Raw genomic sequence first — 15,188 nt, forward strand, 5'->3', positions numbered from 1 at the left:
CGGCCTAAAGCCCAAGGCATCCACTTCGCACTTGCGAGAACCCCATTGTTCGATCCGCTGCAATATCTGCCGATCCTGCTGTTCCTTGGCGTGGCGCTGGCACTGTCCACCGCGTTCGTCGTGCTGCCCATCATCGTCGGGCGGCTGACCGGGACGCACAAGCCAAGCCCTGAAAAGCTCAGCGAATATGAATGCGGTTTCCCCGCCTTCGAAGATCCGCGCGCCCAGTTCGACGTGCGCTTCTACCTCGTCGCCATCCTGTTCATCGTGTTCGATCTGGAGGCGGCGTTCATTTATCCGTGGGCGGTCAGCGTCTTCAAATTCGGCGGCTGGGCGAGCTGGACGGCGTGGCTCGCGATGATGGTGTTCATCGGCGAACTCGCGCTCGGCCTCGTCTATGCCTGGAAGAAGGGAGCTCTCGAATGGGAGTAGAACTCACGCAACCCGCGAGCGGTGGCTCCGTGGTGCCGCCCGATCAGAGCTTTTTCGACGGGCTCAACGGCGAACTGACCGACAAGGGCTTCCTCGTCACCTCGACCGAGGAGCTGTTCCAGTGGGCGCGGACCGGTTCGCTGTGGTGGATGACGTTCGGGCTCGCGTGCTGCGCGGTCGAGATGATCCACGTCAACATGCCGCGCTATGATCTCGAGCGTTTCGGCGCCGCGCCGCGCGCCAGCCCGCGCCAGTCGGACGTGATGATCGTCGCGGGCACGCTCTGCAACAAGATGGCCCCGGCGCTGCGTCGTGTGTACGACCAGATGAGCGAGCCGAAATACGTCATCTCGATGGGTTCGTGCGCCAATGGCGGCGGCTATTATCACTACAGCTATTCGGTAGTGCGCGGATGCGACCGCGTTGTTCCGGTCGACATCTATGTGCCGGGCTGCCCGCCGACCGCCGAGGCGTTGCTGTACGGGATCATGCAGTTGCAGCGGAAGATTCGCCGCTCGGGAACGGTGGAACGGTGAGGGCGCCTGCTCCTGCGTATGCCGTCAATGACGGCGTGATCGACGCGGCGACCGCTGCGCTCGGGTCCAGGCTCGATCTCGCGACCGAGCTGGTCGGCGAGGTCGCGCTGCATGTCGCGCGCGACAGCCTGGTCGAGACGATGCTCGCTTTGCGCGACACGCCGGGCCTAGAATATCAGCAGCTCATGGAGATCGCCGGCGTCGACTATCCCGATCGGGGTATCGAGCGGTTCGAGGTGGTCTATTGCCTGCTCTCGCTGACGCGCAACCACCGCATCCGCGTGCATGTGCGGACCGACGAGGAAAAGCCGGTGCCGTCGGTGACGGGCATCTGGCCGGTCGCGGGCTGGCTCGAGCGCGAGGTGTACGACATGTACGGCGTGCTGTTCTCGGGCAACGCCGATCTGCGCCGCATCCTCACCGATTACGGCTTTCGCGGCCATCCGCAGCGCAAGGACTTCCCACTCACCGGCTATGTCGAGCTGCGCTATTCGGAAGAGGCTAAGCGCGTCGTGTACGAGCCCGTGCGGCTCGCGCAGGATTTCCGCAATTTCGACTTCATGAGCCCGTGGGAGGGCGCCGAATACATCCTTCCCGGCGACGAGAAGGCGGCTCTGCCCGAGGCGAAGGGCGCGCCGACGCCGCTCACCGCCGATACGATCCAGAAGGCCGACGCCGCGCAGACCGCCAAGGTCGCGCCGACCGAGACCAAGGTGACGGAGACGCCGGCGCAGACCGGCGCGGGCAAGGCGGAGCCTGACGCCAAGCCGAAGCCGGGCGACCCCGACGTGGTTCCGACTCCCGGCAAGGGACAGAATCTATGAGCGACTATCTCGAAAAGGTCGAAGGCGTCGTCGACGCGGAGAGCCCGTCGGTCGGCGATATCGACATCCAGAACTACACGATCAACTTCGGCCCGCAGCATCCGGCGGCGCACGGCGTGTTGCGCCTCGTGCTCGAACTCGACGGCGAGATCATCGAGCGCGTCGATCCGCACGTCGGCCTGCTCCATCGCGGCACCGAGAAGCTGATCGAATACAAGACCTACATGCAGGCGCTGCCGTATTTCGACCGGCTCGATTACTGCTCGCCGCTGTGCATGGAGCATAGCTATGTGCTCGCGGTCGAGAAGTTGCTCGACCTCGAAGTGCCGATCCGCGCGCAGTACATCCGCGTGCTGCTCGCCGAGCTGACGCGCATCTCGAACCACATGCTCAACCTCGGGTCGCACATCATGGACGTCGGCGCGATGACGCCGAACCTGTGGCTGTTCGAGATCCGCGAAGACTGCATGAACTTCTATGAGCGGGCCTCGGGTGCGCGCATGCATGCGGCCTATTTCCGTCCGGGCGGCGTGCATCAGGATCTGCCGGTCAAGCTGCTCGCCGATCTGGCCGAGTGGCTCGACACGCGCGTGCCGCGCCTGTTCGAGGATGCGATCAGCCTCGTCGCCGACAACCGTATTTTCAAGCAGCGCAACGTCGATATCGCGGTGGTGAGCCGCGAGGACGCGATCAGATGGGGCTTCTCCGGCCCGATGATCCGTGGCTCTGGGCTGGCGTGGGATCTGCGCAAGTCGCAGCCCTATGATGTGTACGACAGGATGGACTTCGAGGTGCCGGTCGGCACGCGCGGCGACTGCTATGATCGTTTCATGGTGCGCGTCGAGGAAGTCCGCCAGTCGATGCGGATCATGAAGCAGTGTCTGCGCGACATGCCCGAAGGGCCGATCGCCAGTCTCGATCGCAAGGTGGTGCCGCCCAAGCGCGGCGAGATGAAGCGCTCGATGGAAGCGCTGATTCACCACTTCAAGCTCTACACCGAAGGCTTCCACGTACCCGCGGGCGACGTCTATGTCGCGACCGAGAGCCCCAAGGGTGAGTTCGGCGTGTATCTGGTCGCGGACGGCACCAACAAGCCGTATCGCTGCAAGATCCGCCCGACCGCGTTCTCGCATCTTCAGGCCGCGGACTTCATGTCGAAGGGGCATATGCTCGCCGACACCACCGCCATCCTCGGTGCGATGGATATCGTGTTCGGGGAGTGCGACCGGTGAGCGCGAACCGGCTCGAAATTACGCATCGCATGATCGCGCTGTACAATGCGCAGGATGCAGACGGCTATGTCGAGCATATGACCGACACCGCGTGCGAGGCGACGTATCGCGGCGCGGTGGTGCGCGAGGGCAAGGAAGGCGTGCGCTCGGGCCTGAAGGCCATGTTCGCGCAATATCCTGAAAATCGTGCGGAGATCCGCCAGTCGTTCGTGCTCGGCGAGACCGTCGTGCTGCATGAGGATGTGTCACGTAGCACAGGCGGCGAGACGTTCGAAGTCATGTCCATCTATTCGTTCGTGGGCGACAAGGTCGACCGCGTGGAGTTCATCCGCTAATGGCCGACGCCCCCAAGATCCCCGACGAAGCCGAGACCCGCGCGCGCTGGGGCGCGTTCGCGTGGACGGCCGAGAACCAGGCGAAGGCGGACGAGATCCTCGGACGTTATCCCAAGGGCCGCGAGCAGTCGGCGTCGATCCCGTTCCTTGATCTCGCTCAGCGTCAGGTCGGTGCGGATACGGGCACGCAGGGCTGGCTTCCGGTCCCGGTGATCGAGTTCGTCGCGCGCCAGATCGGCGTGCCGTACATGCGCGTGTACGAGGTCGCCACGTTCTACACGATGTTCAACCTGGCACCGGTCGGCAAATATCATGTGCAGGTGTGCGGCACGACGCCGTGCCTGCTCGGTGGGTCGGACGACGTGCTGGCGGCGTGCAAGAACAAGGGCCTGTCGAAGGGGCATACCACCCCGGACGGCCTGTTCACGCTGACCGAGGTCGAGTGTCTGGGTGCGTGCGCCAACGCGCCGATGGTCCAGATCAACGACGACAATTTCGAGGATCTCGATTACGACAAGACCACCGCGCTCCTGGAGGCGCTTGCGGAGGGCAAGCCGGTGACGCCGGGCTCGCAGACCGGTCGCCGCGACAGCTGTGCGATCGGCGGCCCGACCAACCTTAAGGCGATGGTCGACGAGAACCACGATTACCGCGCGGAGTGGGCATCGTGAGCGCGCGTGACAAGAATCTGATCGTCACGATCCTCACCATCATCGGCGGGATCGTCGTGCTCGGCTGGATTTTGAAGCTGACCTTCGCGCTGCTTGGACCGATCGTCGTGATCGCGCTCGGCGTGATCCTGTATCTCGCGCTTTCGAAGAACAAGGGGGGGCGGTTCTGATGCTCGCCGACAAGGACCGGATCTTCACCAACGTCTATGGCTTCCAGCCGTGGAACCTGGATGCCGCGATCATGCGCGGCGATTGGGACAACACCAAGGATCTGATGGCGCTGGGGCAGGATGCCATCATCGACATCATCAAGGCGTCGGGCCTGCGCGGACGCGGTGGGGCGGGCTTCCCGACGGGCATGAAGTGGAGCTTCATGCCCAAGGAATCGAAGGACGGCCGGCCGAGCTTCCTCGTCATCAACGCCGATGAATCCGAGCCGGGCTCGTGCAAGGACCGCGAAATCATTCGCCACGATCCGCACAAGCTGATCGAGGGCGCGCTGATCGCTGGCTATGCGATGCGCGCGCGCGCCGCCTACATCTACATCCGCGGCGAATATATCCGCGAGGCCGAGGTGCTGTTCGCAGCCGTGGCCGAGGCGTACGACAAGGGTCTGATCGGCAAGAACGCCAGCGGCTCGGGCTATGATTTTGACGTGTTCGTCCACCGTGGTGCGGGCGCGTACATCTGCGGCGAAGAAACCGCGATGCTCGAAAGCCTCGAAGGCAAGAAGGGCCAGCCGCGCCTCAAGCCGCCGTTCCCGGCGGGTGCGGGGCTCTATGGATGCCCGACGACGGTCAATAACGTCGAGTCGATCGCGGTCGCCCCGACGATCCTGCGGCGCGGCGCGGCGTGGTTCTCGAGCTTTGGCGCCGAGGGCAACAAGGGCACCAAGCTGTTCCAGATCAGCGGCCATGTGAACCGCCCTTGCGTGGTCGAAGAAGCGATGAGCATCCCGTTCCGCCAGTTGATCGACGAACATTGCGGCGGCATTCGCGGCGGCTGGGACAATCTGCTCGCGGTGATTCCGGGTGGATCGTCGGTGCCGCTGGTGCCGGCCGCCGAGATCATGGACTGTCCGATGGACTTCGACGGGCTGAAGAAGGTCGGCTCGGGCCTCGGCACGGCCGCGATCATCGTGATGGACAAGTCGACCGACATTGTCCGCGCGATCAGCCGGCTGTCTTACTTCTACAAGCATGAGAGCTGTGGCCAGTGCACGCCGTGCCGTGAGGGCACCGGCTGGATGTGGCGCGTGATGGAGCGAATGCGCACCGGCGACGCCGACATCTCCGAGATTGACACGCTCCAGCAGGTGACCAAACAGGTCGAGGGGCACACGATCTGCGCGCTCGGCGATGCCGCCGCGTGGCCGATCCAAGGCCTCATCAAGCATTTCCGCCCCGAGATGGAGCGCCGCATCCTCGCCAAGAACGGCGGCGGCGCGGCTCCGATGATGGAAGCTGCCGAATAATGCCGATAGTCAAAGTCGATGGCGTCGAAGTCGAGGTGCCGCAGGGTGCCACCGTGCTTCAGGCGTGCGAGATCGCGGGCAAGGAAATCCCGCGCTTCTGTTATCACGAGCGGCTGAGCATTGCCGGCAATTGCCGGATGTGTCTGGTCGAGGTGAAGCCGGGGCCGCCCAAGCCGCAGGCGTCGTGCGCGCTGCCGGCCGCCGACAAGCAGGAGATCTTCACCAATTCTCCGATGGTGAAGAACGCGCGCGAAGGCGTGATGGAGTTCCTGCTCATCAATCACCCGCTCGACTGCCCGATCTGCGATCAGGGCGGCGAGTGCGATTTGCAGGACCAGAGCCTCGCCTACGGGCGCGGCCACTCGCGCTACGACGAGAACAAGCGCGCCGTGACCGAGAAGTACATGGGGCCGATCGTCAAGACGGTGATGACGCGGTGCATCCAATGCACGCGCTGCATCCGGTTCGCCGAGGAAGTCGCCGGCGTCGAGGAAATCGGCGCAGTGTATCGCGGCGAGAACATGCAGATCACCTCCTACCTCGAACATGCCGTGTCGAGCGAGCTGTCGGGGAACGTGGTCGATCTGTGCCCGGTCGGTGCGCTCACCTCGAAGCCCTATGCGTTCGAGGCGCGCCCGTGGGAGCTGCGCAAGACGCTGGCGATCGACGTGATGGACGCGGTCGGCACCAACATCCGGCTCGACGCGCGCGGGCGGCAGGTGCTGCGCGCGCTCCCCGTCATCAACGAGGACGTCAACGAGGAATGGGCGTCGGACAAGACGCGCCATGCGGTCGATGGCCTGGTGCGGCGCCGGCTCGACCGGCCGTATGTGCGGCGTGACGGCAAGCTGGTCGCGGTGAGCTGGGACGAGGCGTTCGCGGCGATCAAGGCGGTGAACGCGGGCGCGAGCGTCGCGGCGATCCACGGCGATCTGCTCGATTGCGAGACGATGTTTGCGGCCAAGGCGCTGGTGACGAGCATGGGCTCGACCCTGCTCGAAGGCCGCCAGACCGGCATGGATTACGACACGTCGAGCCTCGGCGCGGTTACGTTCAACACGACGATCGCGGGCACCGAGACGGCGGATGCGATCCTGCTGGTCGGCACCAACCTGCGCTGGGAAGCGCCGCTGGTGAACACGCGCATCCGCAAGGCGATCAAGAAGGGCGCGAAGGTCTTCGCGATCGGGCCGGAAGTCGACCTGACCTACAAGGTCGAGTGGCTCGGCAACGATCTGTCGCTGCTCGGCAAGCTGCCCGACACGGTTCTGTCGGCGTTCGAGGGTGCGGCACGGCCGATGGTGATCGTCGGCGGCGCGGCCTTGAAGGGCGGACACGGCGCGACGCTGGCGCTCGCCAAGACGCTCAACCTCGTGCGCGAGGGCTGGAACGGCTACAACGTGCTGCACGCGGCGGCTTCGCGCAACGGCGGGCTGATGCTCGGCTTCGCGCAGAAGGGCGGCATCGCCGATGTCGCGGCGGCGAACCCCAAGCTCGCGTTCTTCCTCGGCGCGGACGAGGTGGATTTCAGCAAGTTCGCCGGCAGCTTTAAGGTCTATATCGGCCACCACGGCGACAAGGGCGCGGCGGCTGCCGACGTTGTGCTGCCTGGCGCGAGCTATGCGGAGAAGTCGGGCACCTACGTCAATCTCGAAGGCCGGGTGCAGCGCGGCGACCGCGCGGTGTTCCCGCCGGGCGATGCGCGCGAGGACTGGACAATCCTGCGCGCTTTGTCAGCCGTGCTCGGCTACACGCTGCCGTTCGACACGCTCGACGAGCTGCGCGCGGCGATGGCGGTCGATACGCCCGATCTCGCGACGCTGGGCCTCAAGACCTTCGGCTGGAATCCGCCCGCGCTCGACGCGGCAGGGGCGGGCGAAGTCGCTTATCCGATCAAGGACTTCTACTTGACCAACGCGATTTGCCGGGCCAGCCCGACCATGCAGCGCTGCTCGGCCGAGATCCTGCACGGCCAGGATTTCGCGGAGGCGGCGGAATGACCTCGTTTTTCACCTATCGCTTCGGCTGGGATTTCGGCATCGCGTGGTTCGTCGCCACGCTGATCGACATCCTCATCATCGCACTGCCGCTGATGCTCGCGGTCGCGATGATCATCTACGTCGATCGCAAGATCTGGGCGTCGATGGCGCTGCGTCGCGGCCCCAACGTGGTCGGCCCGTTCGGTCTGCTCCAGTCGTTCGCGGACGGCCTCAAGGTCTTCCTGCAAGAGACGATCATCCCGATCGCGGCGAACAAGACGTTGTTCCTGCTCGCGCCGATCATCACCTTCACCGTGGCGCTGATCGTGTGGGCGGTGGTGCCGTTCGCCAAGGAGGCGTCGGTCGCCAACATCAACGTGGCGTTGCTCTACGTGCTCGCGGCGTCGTCGCTCGGCGTGTACGGGATCATCCTCGCGGGCTGGTCGTCCAACTCGAAATATCCTTTCTACTCGGCAATCCGCGCAGCCGCGCAGATGGTGAGCTATGAAGTCGCGATCGGCTTCGTGCTGATCTCGGTGGTGCTCTATTCGGGCAGCTTCAACCTTGGTGACATCGTCGAGAATCAGAAGGGCTATTACGGCTTTCTCAACGGCCATTGGTGCAACCCGTTGCTGTTCCCGATGGCGGTGGTGTTCTTCATCTCGTCGCTCGCCGAGACGCAGCGTGCGCCGTTCGATCTGACCGAAGCGGAGAGCGAGCTCGTCGCTGGCTATCAGACCGAATATTCGTCGATGAGCTTCGCTTTGTTCTGGCTCGGCGAATATGCCAACGTCATCCTGATGTGCGCGCTCAACGCGACGTTGTTCTGGGGCGGGTATCTGCCGCCGCTCAACATCGGCTTCCTCTATGTGGTGCCGGGCATCATCTGGCTGCTGCTCAAGATGGCGGCGTTCTTCTTCCTGTTCAGCTGGGTGAAGGCGACGGTTCCGCGCTATCGTTACGACCAGTTGATGCGGCTGGGCTGGAAGATCTTCCTGCCGCTGTCGCTGATCTTCGTTTTCCTCGTCTCGGGCTATCTGATGCTCGTGCGGGTTGGAGTACCGGCATGAGCCTCGGGCATTTCATCAAGACCTACACGCTCTGGGAGTTCGTGAAGGCGCACGCGCTAACCTTGAAGTATTTTTTCAAGGAGAAGGCGACGATCAACTATCCGTTCGAAAAGAACCCGCTGTCGCCCCGCTTCCGCGGCGAGCATGTGTTGCGGCGCTATCCGAACGGCGAGGAGCGTTGTATCGCGTGCAAATTGTGCGAGGCGATCTGTCCCGCGCAGGCGATCACGATCGAGGCCGAGCCGCGCGACGACGGCAGCCGCCGCACCACGCGCTACGACATCGACATGACCAAGTGCATCTATTGCGGTTTCTGCCAGGAAGCATGCCCGGTGGATGCGATCGTCGAGGGTCCGAACCTCGAATTCGCGACCGAGACGCGCGAGGAACTGATCTACGACAAGGCGAAGCTGCTCGATAACGGCGATCGCTGGGAGAGCGCAGTCGCGGCGAACCTTGCCGCCGACGCGCCGTATCGTTAATGCGCAGCCACATCGATTCCGCGCCGTCCGTGCGCGCGCACGCCCAGACGCCAACAGGCGCGACGGCCATCACCCAATCCCAGGCGAACGGGGGTTCGAAGTAACATCGTGATCCAGGCCTTCGCCTTTTATCTTTTCGCAGCGATCGTGATCCTGTCGGCGGTGCTGACGATCACTGCGCGCAACCCGGTGCATGCCGTGTTGTGGCTGATCCTCGCGTTCTTCAACGCCGCCGGGCTGATGGTGCTGGTCGGCGCCGAGTTCATCGCGATGCTGCTCGTCATCGTCTATGTCGGGGCGGTCGCGGTGCTGTTCCTGTTCGTCGTGATGATGCTCAACATCGACTTCGCCGAAGTCCGCGCAGGGTTCGTGCGTTATGCGCTCATCGGGCTCGCCTTTGCGGTGGCGCTCGCCGCCGAGATCATGATCGCCTTCGGTGCGTGGCAGGCGGGTACGATCGAACTCGCGCGCCGTGCTGCGCCCAAGCCGGAGACGGTGCCCAACATCGAGGCGCTCGGGCTGCTGCTCTATTCGCGCTATCTGTTCGTGTTCGAGGGTGCGGGTCTCGTGCTGCTCGTCGCGATGATCGGCGCGATCGTGCTGACGCACCGCGAACGCAGCGGGGTTCGCCCGCAGAACATCAGCCGCCAGGTCAAGCGCCGTCCGCACGATGCGACGCGCAACACCCGGCCGACGGTAGGACAGGGGATCGAGCTGTGATCGGCCTCACGCATTATCTCGTCGTCGCGGCGATCCTGTTCGCGCTCGGCGTGCTCGGGCTCATCGCCAACCGCAAGAACCTGATCGTCATGCTGATGGCGATCGAGCTGATCCTGCTCGCGGTGAACCTCAATCTCGTCGCCTTCTCGGCGTTCCTGCACGATCTGGTCGGGCAGATCTTCGCGATGTTCGTGTTGACCGTTGCGGCGGGCGAGGCGGCGATCGGTCTCGCCATTCTCGTGATCTACTTCCGGGGTCGCGGCACCATCGCAGTCGACGACGTCAACCGGATGAAGGGGTAATACCGGCGTGACTTCGATCCTCTTCATCGTTTTCCTGCCGCTGGCGGCGGCGATCCTCGCGGGTTTTTCGAACAAGGCGTTCGGCGCGGCCTTCCCCAAGGCCGTGACGACCGGCGCGCTGTTCCTCGCGTGCCTGCTGTCGTGGCCGGTGTTCATTCACTATCTCGGCGGCGGCGAGCCGATCATCACCCCGGTGCTGAAGTTCATCGAATCGGGCGACATGCACGTCTCGTGGTCGCTCCGGGTCGATGCGCTGACCGCGGTGATGCTGGTGGTGGTGACGAGCGTCTCGGCACTCGTCCATCTCTATAGCTGGGGCTATATGTCGGACGATCCCGACCAGCCGCGCTTCTTCGCCTATCTGTCGCTGTTCACCTTCGCGATGCTGATGCTGGTGACGGCGGATAACCTCGTGCAGATGTTCTTCGGCTGGGAAGGCGTCGGTCTCGCCTCGTACCTGCTGATCGGCTTCTGGTTCCGCAAGCCGTCGGCCAATGCGGCGGCGATCAAGGCGTTCGTAGTCAACCGCGTCGGCGATCTCGGCTTTATGCTCGGCATCTTCGGCACGTTCCTGGTGTTCCACACGGTGTCGATCCCCGAGATCCTCGCGGCGGCACCGCACATGGCAGGCTCGACGATCGGCTTCTTCGGCTATCGTATCGACACGATGACCTTGCTGTGCCTGCTGCTGTTCGTCGGCGCGTGCGGCAAGTCGGCGCAGCTCGGCCTGCACACCTGGTTGCCCGACGCGATGGAAGGCCCGACCCCGGTGTCGGCGCTGATTCACGCCGCGACGATGGTGACGGCCGGCGTGTTCATGGTGTGCCGCCTGTCGCCGATGTTCGAGACCTCGCCGTTCGCGATGCACGTGGTGATGACGATCGGCGCCGCAACCTGCTTCTTCGCGGCGACCTGCGGGCTGGTGCAGACCGACATCAAGCGCGTGATCGCCTATTCGACCTGCTCGCAGCTCGGCTATATGTTCTTCGCGGCGGGTTGCGGCGCCTATGGCGCGGCGATGTTCCACCTGTTCACGCACGCCTTCTTCAAGGCTTTGCTGTTCCTTGGGGCAGGCTCGGTGATCCATGCGATGCACCATGAGCAGGACATGCGCTATTACGGCGGCCTGCGTAAGAGCATCCCGATCACCTTTTGGGCGATGATGGCGGGGACGCTCGCGATCACCGGCGTCGGTCTTGAGGGCGTGTTTGGTTTTGCTGGCTTCTATTCGAAGGATGCGATCATCCTGTCGGCCTGGGCGGCGAACCAGCAGGGCGCGTCGATCGTCGGCATCCTTGTCGCGCTGCTGACCAGCTTCTATTCGTGGCGGCTCATGTTCCTGACCTTCTGGGGCAAGCCGCGCTGGGCGCAGTCCGAGCATATCCAGCACGCCATCCATGACGCGCATGGCCACGGCCACGACGATCATGCGCATGGCCATGATGCCGACCACTCGCACGGTCACGGCACGCAGGCGGCGCATGCGCATCACGGCGAGGCGGCCGAAGAAGGGCAGGGCAGCACAGTGCCGCACGGCGCGGATGCACATCATCTGCCGACCGGGACGGGTGGATATCATCCGCACGAGAGCCCGCTGCCGATGCTGATCCCGCTGATCCTGCTGTCGGTCGGTGCGGTGTTCGCAGGGTTCGCCTTCCACCGCTTCTTCATCGATCCGGCGGCGGGCGATACTTACTGGCACGGTGCGGTCGCGTTCCACGCGCATCTCTCCGAAGCGGTCGAGGAACTGCCGCTGCTGGTGAAGCTCGGCGCGTCGATCGCGATGCTGATCGGTCTGGCGAGCGCCTGGTACGCTTATATCGCGAAGCCCGGTCTGCCGGCGGCGATGGCGGCGCAGTTCAGCGTGCTGTACGACTTCCTGCTCCACAAATGGTATTTCGACGAGCTGTACAACCTGATCTTCGTCAAGCCCGCTTTCGCGATCGGCCGGTGGTTCTGGCATCGCGGCGACGAGAAGACGATCAATCGGTTCGGGCCCGACGGTTCCGCGTGGCTGGTTTCGCTGGGCAGCCGTGCGGCTGGCCGGTTGCAGACCGGATATCTCTACACCTATGCGTTCGTCATGCTTATCGGGCTGACCGCAGCGATGACCTGGGCGATCACACGATGAGCGGTTTCCCCATTCTTTCGGTAATGCTTGGCATCCCGGCACTCGCCGCGATCGGATGCCTGTTTCTGAGCGCCAATGGCGCGCGGTGGCTGGCGCTCGCCGCGACCCTGGTCGATTTCGTGCTCGGCATCGCGCTGTGGGCGAACTTCGACATCGGCGGCGCGCAGTGGCAGTTCGTCGAGAATGCCGGCAATATCGGTGTGTTCGACTGGAAGCTCGGCATCGACGGTTTTGCGCTGATGCTCATCATGCTCAGCGTGTTCCTGATGCCGATCTGCATCGGCGCGAGCTGGGTCGCGATCGAAAAGCGCGTTCAGGAGTATATGGCGCTGTTCCTGTTCACCGAAGTGCTGATGATCGGCACGTTCGCGGCGCAGGACCTGCTGCTGTTCTACATCTTCTTCGAAGCCGGTCTGATTCCGATGTACCTCATCATCGGCATCTGGGGCGGGGCGAACCGGATCTACGCGTCGTACAAGTTCTTCCTCTACACGCTGCTCGGCTCGCTGCTGATGCTCGTCGCGATGCTGTGGATGATCCACTACACCGGCACGACCGACATTCCGACGCTGCTCAAGACCGATTTCCCGCGCACCGCGCAGACATGGTTGTGGCTCGCCTTCTTCGCCTCGTTCGCGGTGAAGATGCCGATGTGGCCGGTCCACACCTGGTTGCCCGACGCGCACGTGCAGGCGCCGACCGCGGGATCTGTGATCCTGGCGGGTGTGCTGCTCAAGCTCGGCGGCTACGGCTTCCTGCGCTTCTCGGTGCCGATGTTCCCGGAGGCCTCGTCGCAGCTCACCTGGCTGATCCTGCTGCTGTCGGGCATCGCGGTGGTGTACACCAGCCTCGTCGCGCTGGTGCAGTCGGACATGAAGAAGCTGATTGCTTATTCGTCGGTCGCGCACATGGCGATCGTTACCATTGGTCTCTACGCCTTCAACCGGCAGGGCATCGAGGGCGCGATGATCATGATGCTCAGCCACGGCCTCGTCTCGGGCGCGTTGTTCCTGTGCGTCGGCGTGATCTACGACCGGTTGCATACGCGTGAGATCGACCGTTACGGCGGGCTTGCGATCAACATGCCGAAGTACGCTGTGCTGTTCCTGTTCTTCACGATGGCGTCGATCGGCCTGCCCGGCACGAGCGGTTTCGTCGCCGAGTTCCTCAGCCTCGATGGCGCCTATCAGGTGTCGACCGTGGCGACGGCGGTGTGCACCACCGGCATCATTCTCGGCGCGGCCTATATGCTTTACCTCTACCGCCGTGTCGTATTCGGCGATCTGACCAAGGATGATGTGCGGGTTATGCCCGATCTGTCGGTACGTGAAATCGCGCTGCTCGCGCCGGTCGCGGCGGTGGCGCTGTGGATGGGCGTGTATCCCGAGAGCTTCCTCGCGCCGATGCGCAAGGACGTCGGCACGCTGATCGCGCGCGTCGATCGCGCCGCACCGGCGGGGGATTCGCGCCCGACCGCGGGGCGTACCGCCTTGCCGGTCCAGCACGCGGAGGTACGGCCATGAACAGTGCTTCGCTGATGATGGTCCTCCCCGAGGAGGTGCTTTCGATCGGATCGATCGTGCTGATGCTGGTCGCCGCCTGGGGCGGTCAGGCCGCGACGCGGATGATCTCCTGGGTGGCGGTCGCGGTGCTGGCGGGGGCGATGATCGCGCTGCTCGGGCCGGCGTCGAGCGGTGGCCTCGCCTTTGATGGCCTCGTGCGTGCCGATGCGTTCTCGGCCTTCTCCAAGGTGCTGATCTACGGCGCGAGCGCGGTCGCGATCCTGATGGCACCGCGCTTCTTCCGCCAGACCAGCGGGGACGATCTGCGCCCGGAATATCCGGTGCTGATCCTGCTGTCGGCGTGCGGCATGGGCATGATGGTGTCGGCGGGCGATCTTCTGGTACTGTATGTCGGGCTCGAATTGCAGAGCCTCGCCGCTTATGTGCTGGCGAGCTTCATGCGCCGCGATGCGCGCTCGGCCGAGGCGGGGCTCAAGTATTTCGTGTTGGGCGCGTTGGCGAGCGGCATCCTGCTCTACGGCATCAGCCTGGTGTACGGCTTCAGCGGTACGACCCTCTTCTCGGGGATCGGCGAGGCTTATGCGGGCATCGCACCGGGCACGCACAATTACGGGCTGATGTTCGGGCTGGTGTTCGTGTTCGCAGGCCTCGCCTTCAAGATGAGCGCGGTTCCGTTCCACATGTGGACGCCGGACGTGTACGAGGGCGCGCCGACCCCGGTTACGGCGTTCTTCGCCTCCGCCCCGAAGGTCGCGGCGATGGGCCTCGCGGTGCGCGTCGCGGTCGAGGCGATGGGCCCGGCGGTCGACCAGTGGCGGCAGATCGTGATCTTCGCGAGCCTCGCGTCGATCATCTTCGGCGCGGTCGCGGCGATCGGGCAGACCAACATCAAGCGGCTGCTGGCCTATTCGTCGATCAACAACGTCGGCTTCGTGCTGGTCGGGCTTGCCGCCGGCACGCAGGCGGGCATCGCGGCGGTGCTGTTCTACCTGACCGTCTATGTCGTCATGACGCTCGGCGGGTTCCTCGTCGTGCTTCAGATGCGCGGTGCCGACGGCCAGCCGGTCGAGACGATCAGCAGCCTGTCGGGCATGTCGCGCACGCGGCCCGGTCTCGCGCTGGCGATGGCGATCTTCATGTTCAGCCTTGCGGGTATCCCGCCCTTGCTCGGCTTCAACGCCAAGCTGGCGGTGTTCGATGCGGCGGTGAACGCTGGCCTGTATCCGCTTGCGGTGGTCGGTTTCGTCGCCTCGGTGATCGGCGCCTATTATTATCTGCGCGTCATCAAGGTGATGTACTTCGACGAACCCGTCGGCGCGGGCTTCGCCAAAAGCGGCGACGTGGTCGAAGGCGGTCTGATCGCAGCGGCCGCGGTGTTCGTGTCGCCGGTCGGCTGGGTGCTGCTCGCGCCGTTGGGGTTGGCGACGATGGCGGCGGCCAAGGCGCTGTTCTGATCCGTCCCGCGCGCGCGACGACG

Annotated in this window: 16 protein-coding genes; all 16 read left to right on the forward strand. The window is 64.3% G+C overall.

What is annotated here, in order from left to right; translation table 11 throughout:
* Positions 1 to 45 precede the first annotated feature (45 nt).
* Positions 46 to 432, forward strand: a complete 387-nt coding sequence (gene ndhC, locus AC3ANX_RS04335; RefSeq protein WP_488335805.1) for an NADH-quinone oxidoreductase subunit A — start codon at positions 46 to 48, stop codon at positions 430 to 432.
* Positions 423 to 968: a NuoB/complex I 20 kDa subunit family protein gene (locus tag AC3ANX_RS04340; RefSeq protein ID WP_488335806.1), complete on the forward strand. Its 546-nt coding sequence runs from the start codon at positions 423 to 425 to the stop codon at positions 966 to 968. The genes ndhC and AC3ANX_RS04340 overlap by 10 nt, the downstream gene beginning before the upstream one ends.
* Complete coding sequence (locus AC3ANX_RS04345) at positions 965 to 1,792, forward strand: NADH-quinone oxidoreductase subunit C (RefSeq protein WP_488335807.1); 828 nt, start codon at positions 965 to 967, stop codon at positions 1,790 to 1,792. The genes AC3ANX_RS04340 and AC3ANX_RS04345 overlap by 4 nt, the downstream gene beginning before the upstream one ends.
* Positions 1,789 to 3,024 (forward strand): NADH-quinone oxidoreductase subunit D, encoded by a 1,236-nt coding sequence (locus AC3ANX_RS04350; protein WP_488335808.1) that lies wholly within the window; start codon positions 1,789 to 1,791, stop codon positions 3,022 to 3,024. Before AC3ANX_RS04345 ends, AC3ANX_RS04350 begins: the two co-directional genes overlap by 4 nt.
* Before the next feature lie 29 nt (positions 3,025 to 3,053).
* Positions 3,054 to 3,359 (forward strand): nuclear transport factor 2 family protein, encoded by a 306-nt coding sequence (locus AC3ANX_RS04355; protein ID WP_488336879.1) that lies wholly within the window; start codon positions 3,054 to 3,056, stop codon positions 3,357 to 3,359.
* Positions 3,359 to 4,030, forward strand: a complete 672-nt coding sequence (locus AC3ANX_RS04360) for a complex I 24 kDa subunit family protein (protein ID WP_488335809.1) — start codon at positions 3,359 to 3,361, stop codon at positions 4,028 to 4,030. Before AC3ANX_RS04355 ends, AC3ANX_RS04360 begins: the two co-directional genes overlap by 1 nt.
* On the forward strand, positions 4,027 to 4,200 hold the full coding sequence (locus tag AC3ANX_RS04365) for a hypothetical protein (RefSeq protein ID WP_488335810.1): 174 nt from the start codon (positions 4,027 to 4,029) through the stop codon (positions 4,198 to 4,200). Before AC3ANX_RS04360 ends, AC3ANX_RS04365 begins: the two co-directional genes overlap by 4 nt.
* A complete protein-coding gene (nuoF, locus tag AC3ANX_RS04370) occupies positions 4,200 to 5,504 on the forward strand; it encodes an NADH-quinone oxidoreductase subunit NuoF (RefSeq protein ID WP_488335811.1) in 1,305 nt (434 codons plus the stop codon). The genes AC3ANX_RS04365 and nuoF overlap by 1 nt, the downstream gene beginning before the upstream one ends.
* Positions 5,504 to 7,504: an NADH-quinone oxidoreductase subunit NuoG gene (nuoG, locus tag AC3ANX_RS04375; RefSeq protein ID WP_488335812.1), complete on the forward strand. Its 2,001-nt coding sequence runs from the start codon at positions 5,504 to 5,506 to the stop codon at positions 7,502 to 7,504. The genes nuoF and nuoG overlap by 1 nt, the downstream gene beginning before the upstream one ends.
* A complete protein-coding gene (gene nuoH / locus AC3ANX_RS04380; RefSeq protein ID WP_488335813.1) occupies positions 7,501 to 8,553 on the forward strand; it encodes an NADH-quinone oxidoreductase subunit NuoH in 1,053 nt (350 codons plus the stop codon). The genes nuoG and nuoH overlap by 4 nt, the downstream gene beginning before the upstream one ends.
* Positions 8,550 to 9,035, forward strand: a complete 486-nt coding sequence (gene nuoI, locus AC3ANX_RS04385) for an NADH-quinone oxidoreductase subunit NuoI (RefSeq protein WP_488335814.1) — start codon at positions 8,550 to 8,552, stop codon at positions 9,033 to 9,035. The genes nuoH and nuoI overlap by 4 nt, the downstream gene beginning before the upstream one ends.
* 108 nt (positions 9,036 to 9,143) lie before the next feature.
* Positions 9,144 to 9,755 carry an NADH-quinone oxidoreductase subunit J gene (locus tag AC3ANX_RS04390; RefSeq protein WP_488335815.1) on the forward strand — a complete coding sequence of 204 codons (612 nt, stop codon included), beginning with the start codon at positions 9,144 to 9,146 and terminating at the stop codon, positions 9,753 to 9,755.
* Positions 9,752 to 10,057, forward strand: a complete 306-nt coding sequence (nuoK, locus tag AC3ANX_RS04395; protein ID WP_130156446.1) for an NADH-quinone oxidoreductase subunit NuoK — start codon at positions 9,752 to 9,754, stop codon at positions 10,055 to 10,057. Before AC3ANX_RS04390 ends, nuoK begins: the two co-directional genes overlap by 4 nt.
* Before the next feature lie 7 nt (positions 10,058 to 10,064).
* On the forward strand, positions 10,065 to 12,188 hold the full coding sequence (gene nuoL / locus AC3ANX_RS04400; protein WP_488335816.1) for an NADH-quinone oxidoreductase subunit L: 2,124 nt from the start codon (positions 10,065 to 10,067) through the stop codon (positions 12,186 to 12,188).
* The gene (locus AC3ANX_RS04405; protein WP_488335817.1) at positions 12,185 to 13,711 is read left to right on the forward strand and encodes an NADH-quinone oxidoreductase subunit M; all 1,527 of its coding nucleotides are present in this window, start codon (positions 12,185 to 12,187) and stop codon (positions 13,709 to 13,711) included. The genes nuoL and AC3ANX_RS04405 overlap by 4 nt, the downstream gene beginning before the upstream one ends.
* Positions 13,708 to 15,165, forward strand: a complete 1,458-nt coding sequence (gene nuoN / locus AC3ANX_RS04410; RefSeq protein WP_488335818.1) for an NADH-quinone oxidoreductase subunit NuoN — start codon at positions 13,708 to 13,710, stop codon at positions 15,163 to 15,165. The genes AC3ANX_RS04405 and nuoN overlap by 4 nt, the downstream gene beginning before the upstream one ends.
* The last annotated feature ends 23 nt before the right edge of the window (positions 15,166 to 15,188 follow it).

Source organism: Sphingomonas sp. BRN-1R, assembly GCF_057748035.1.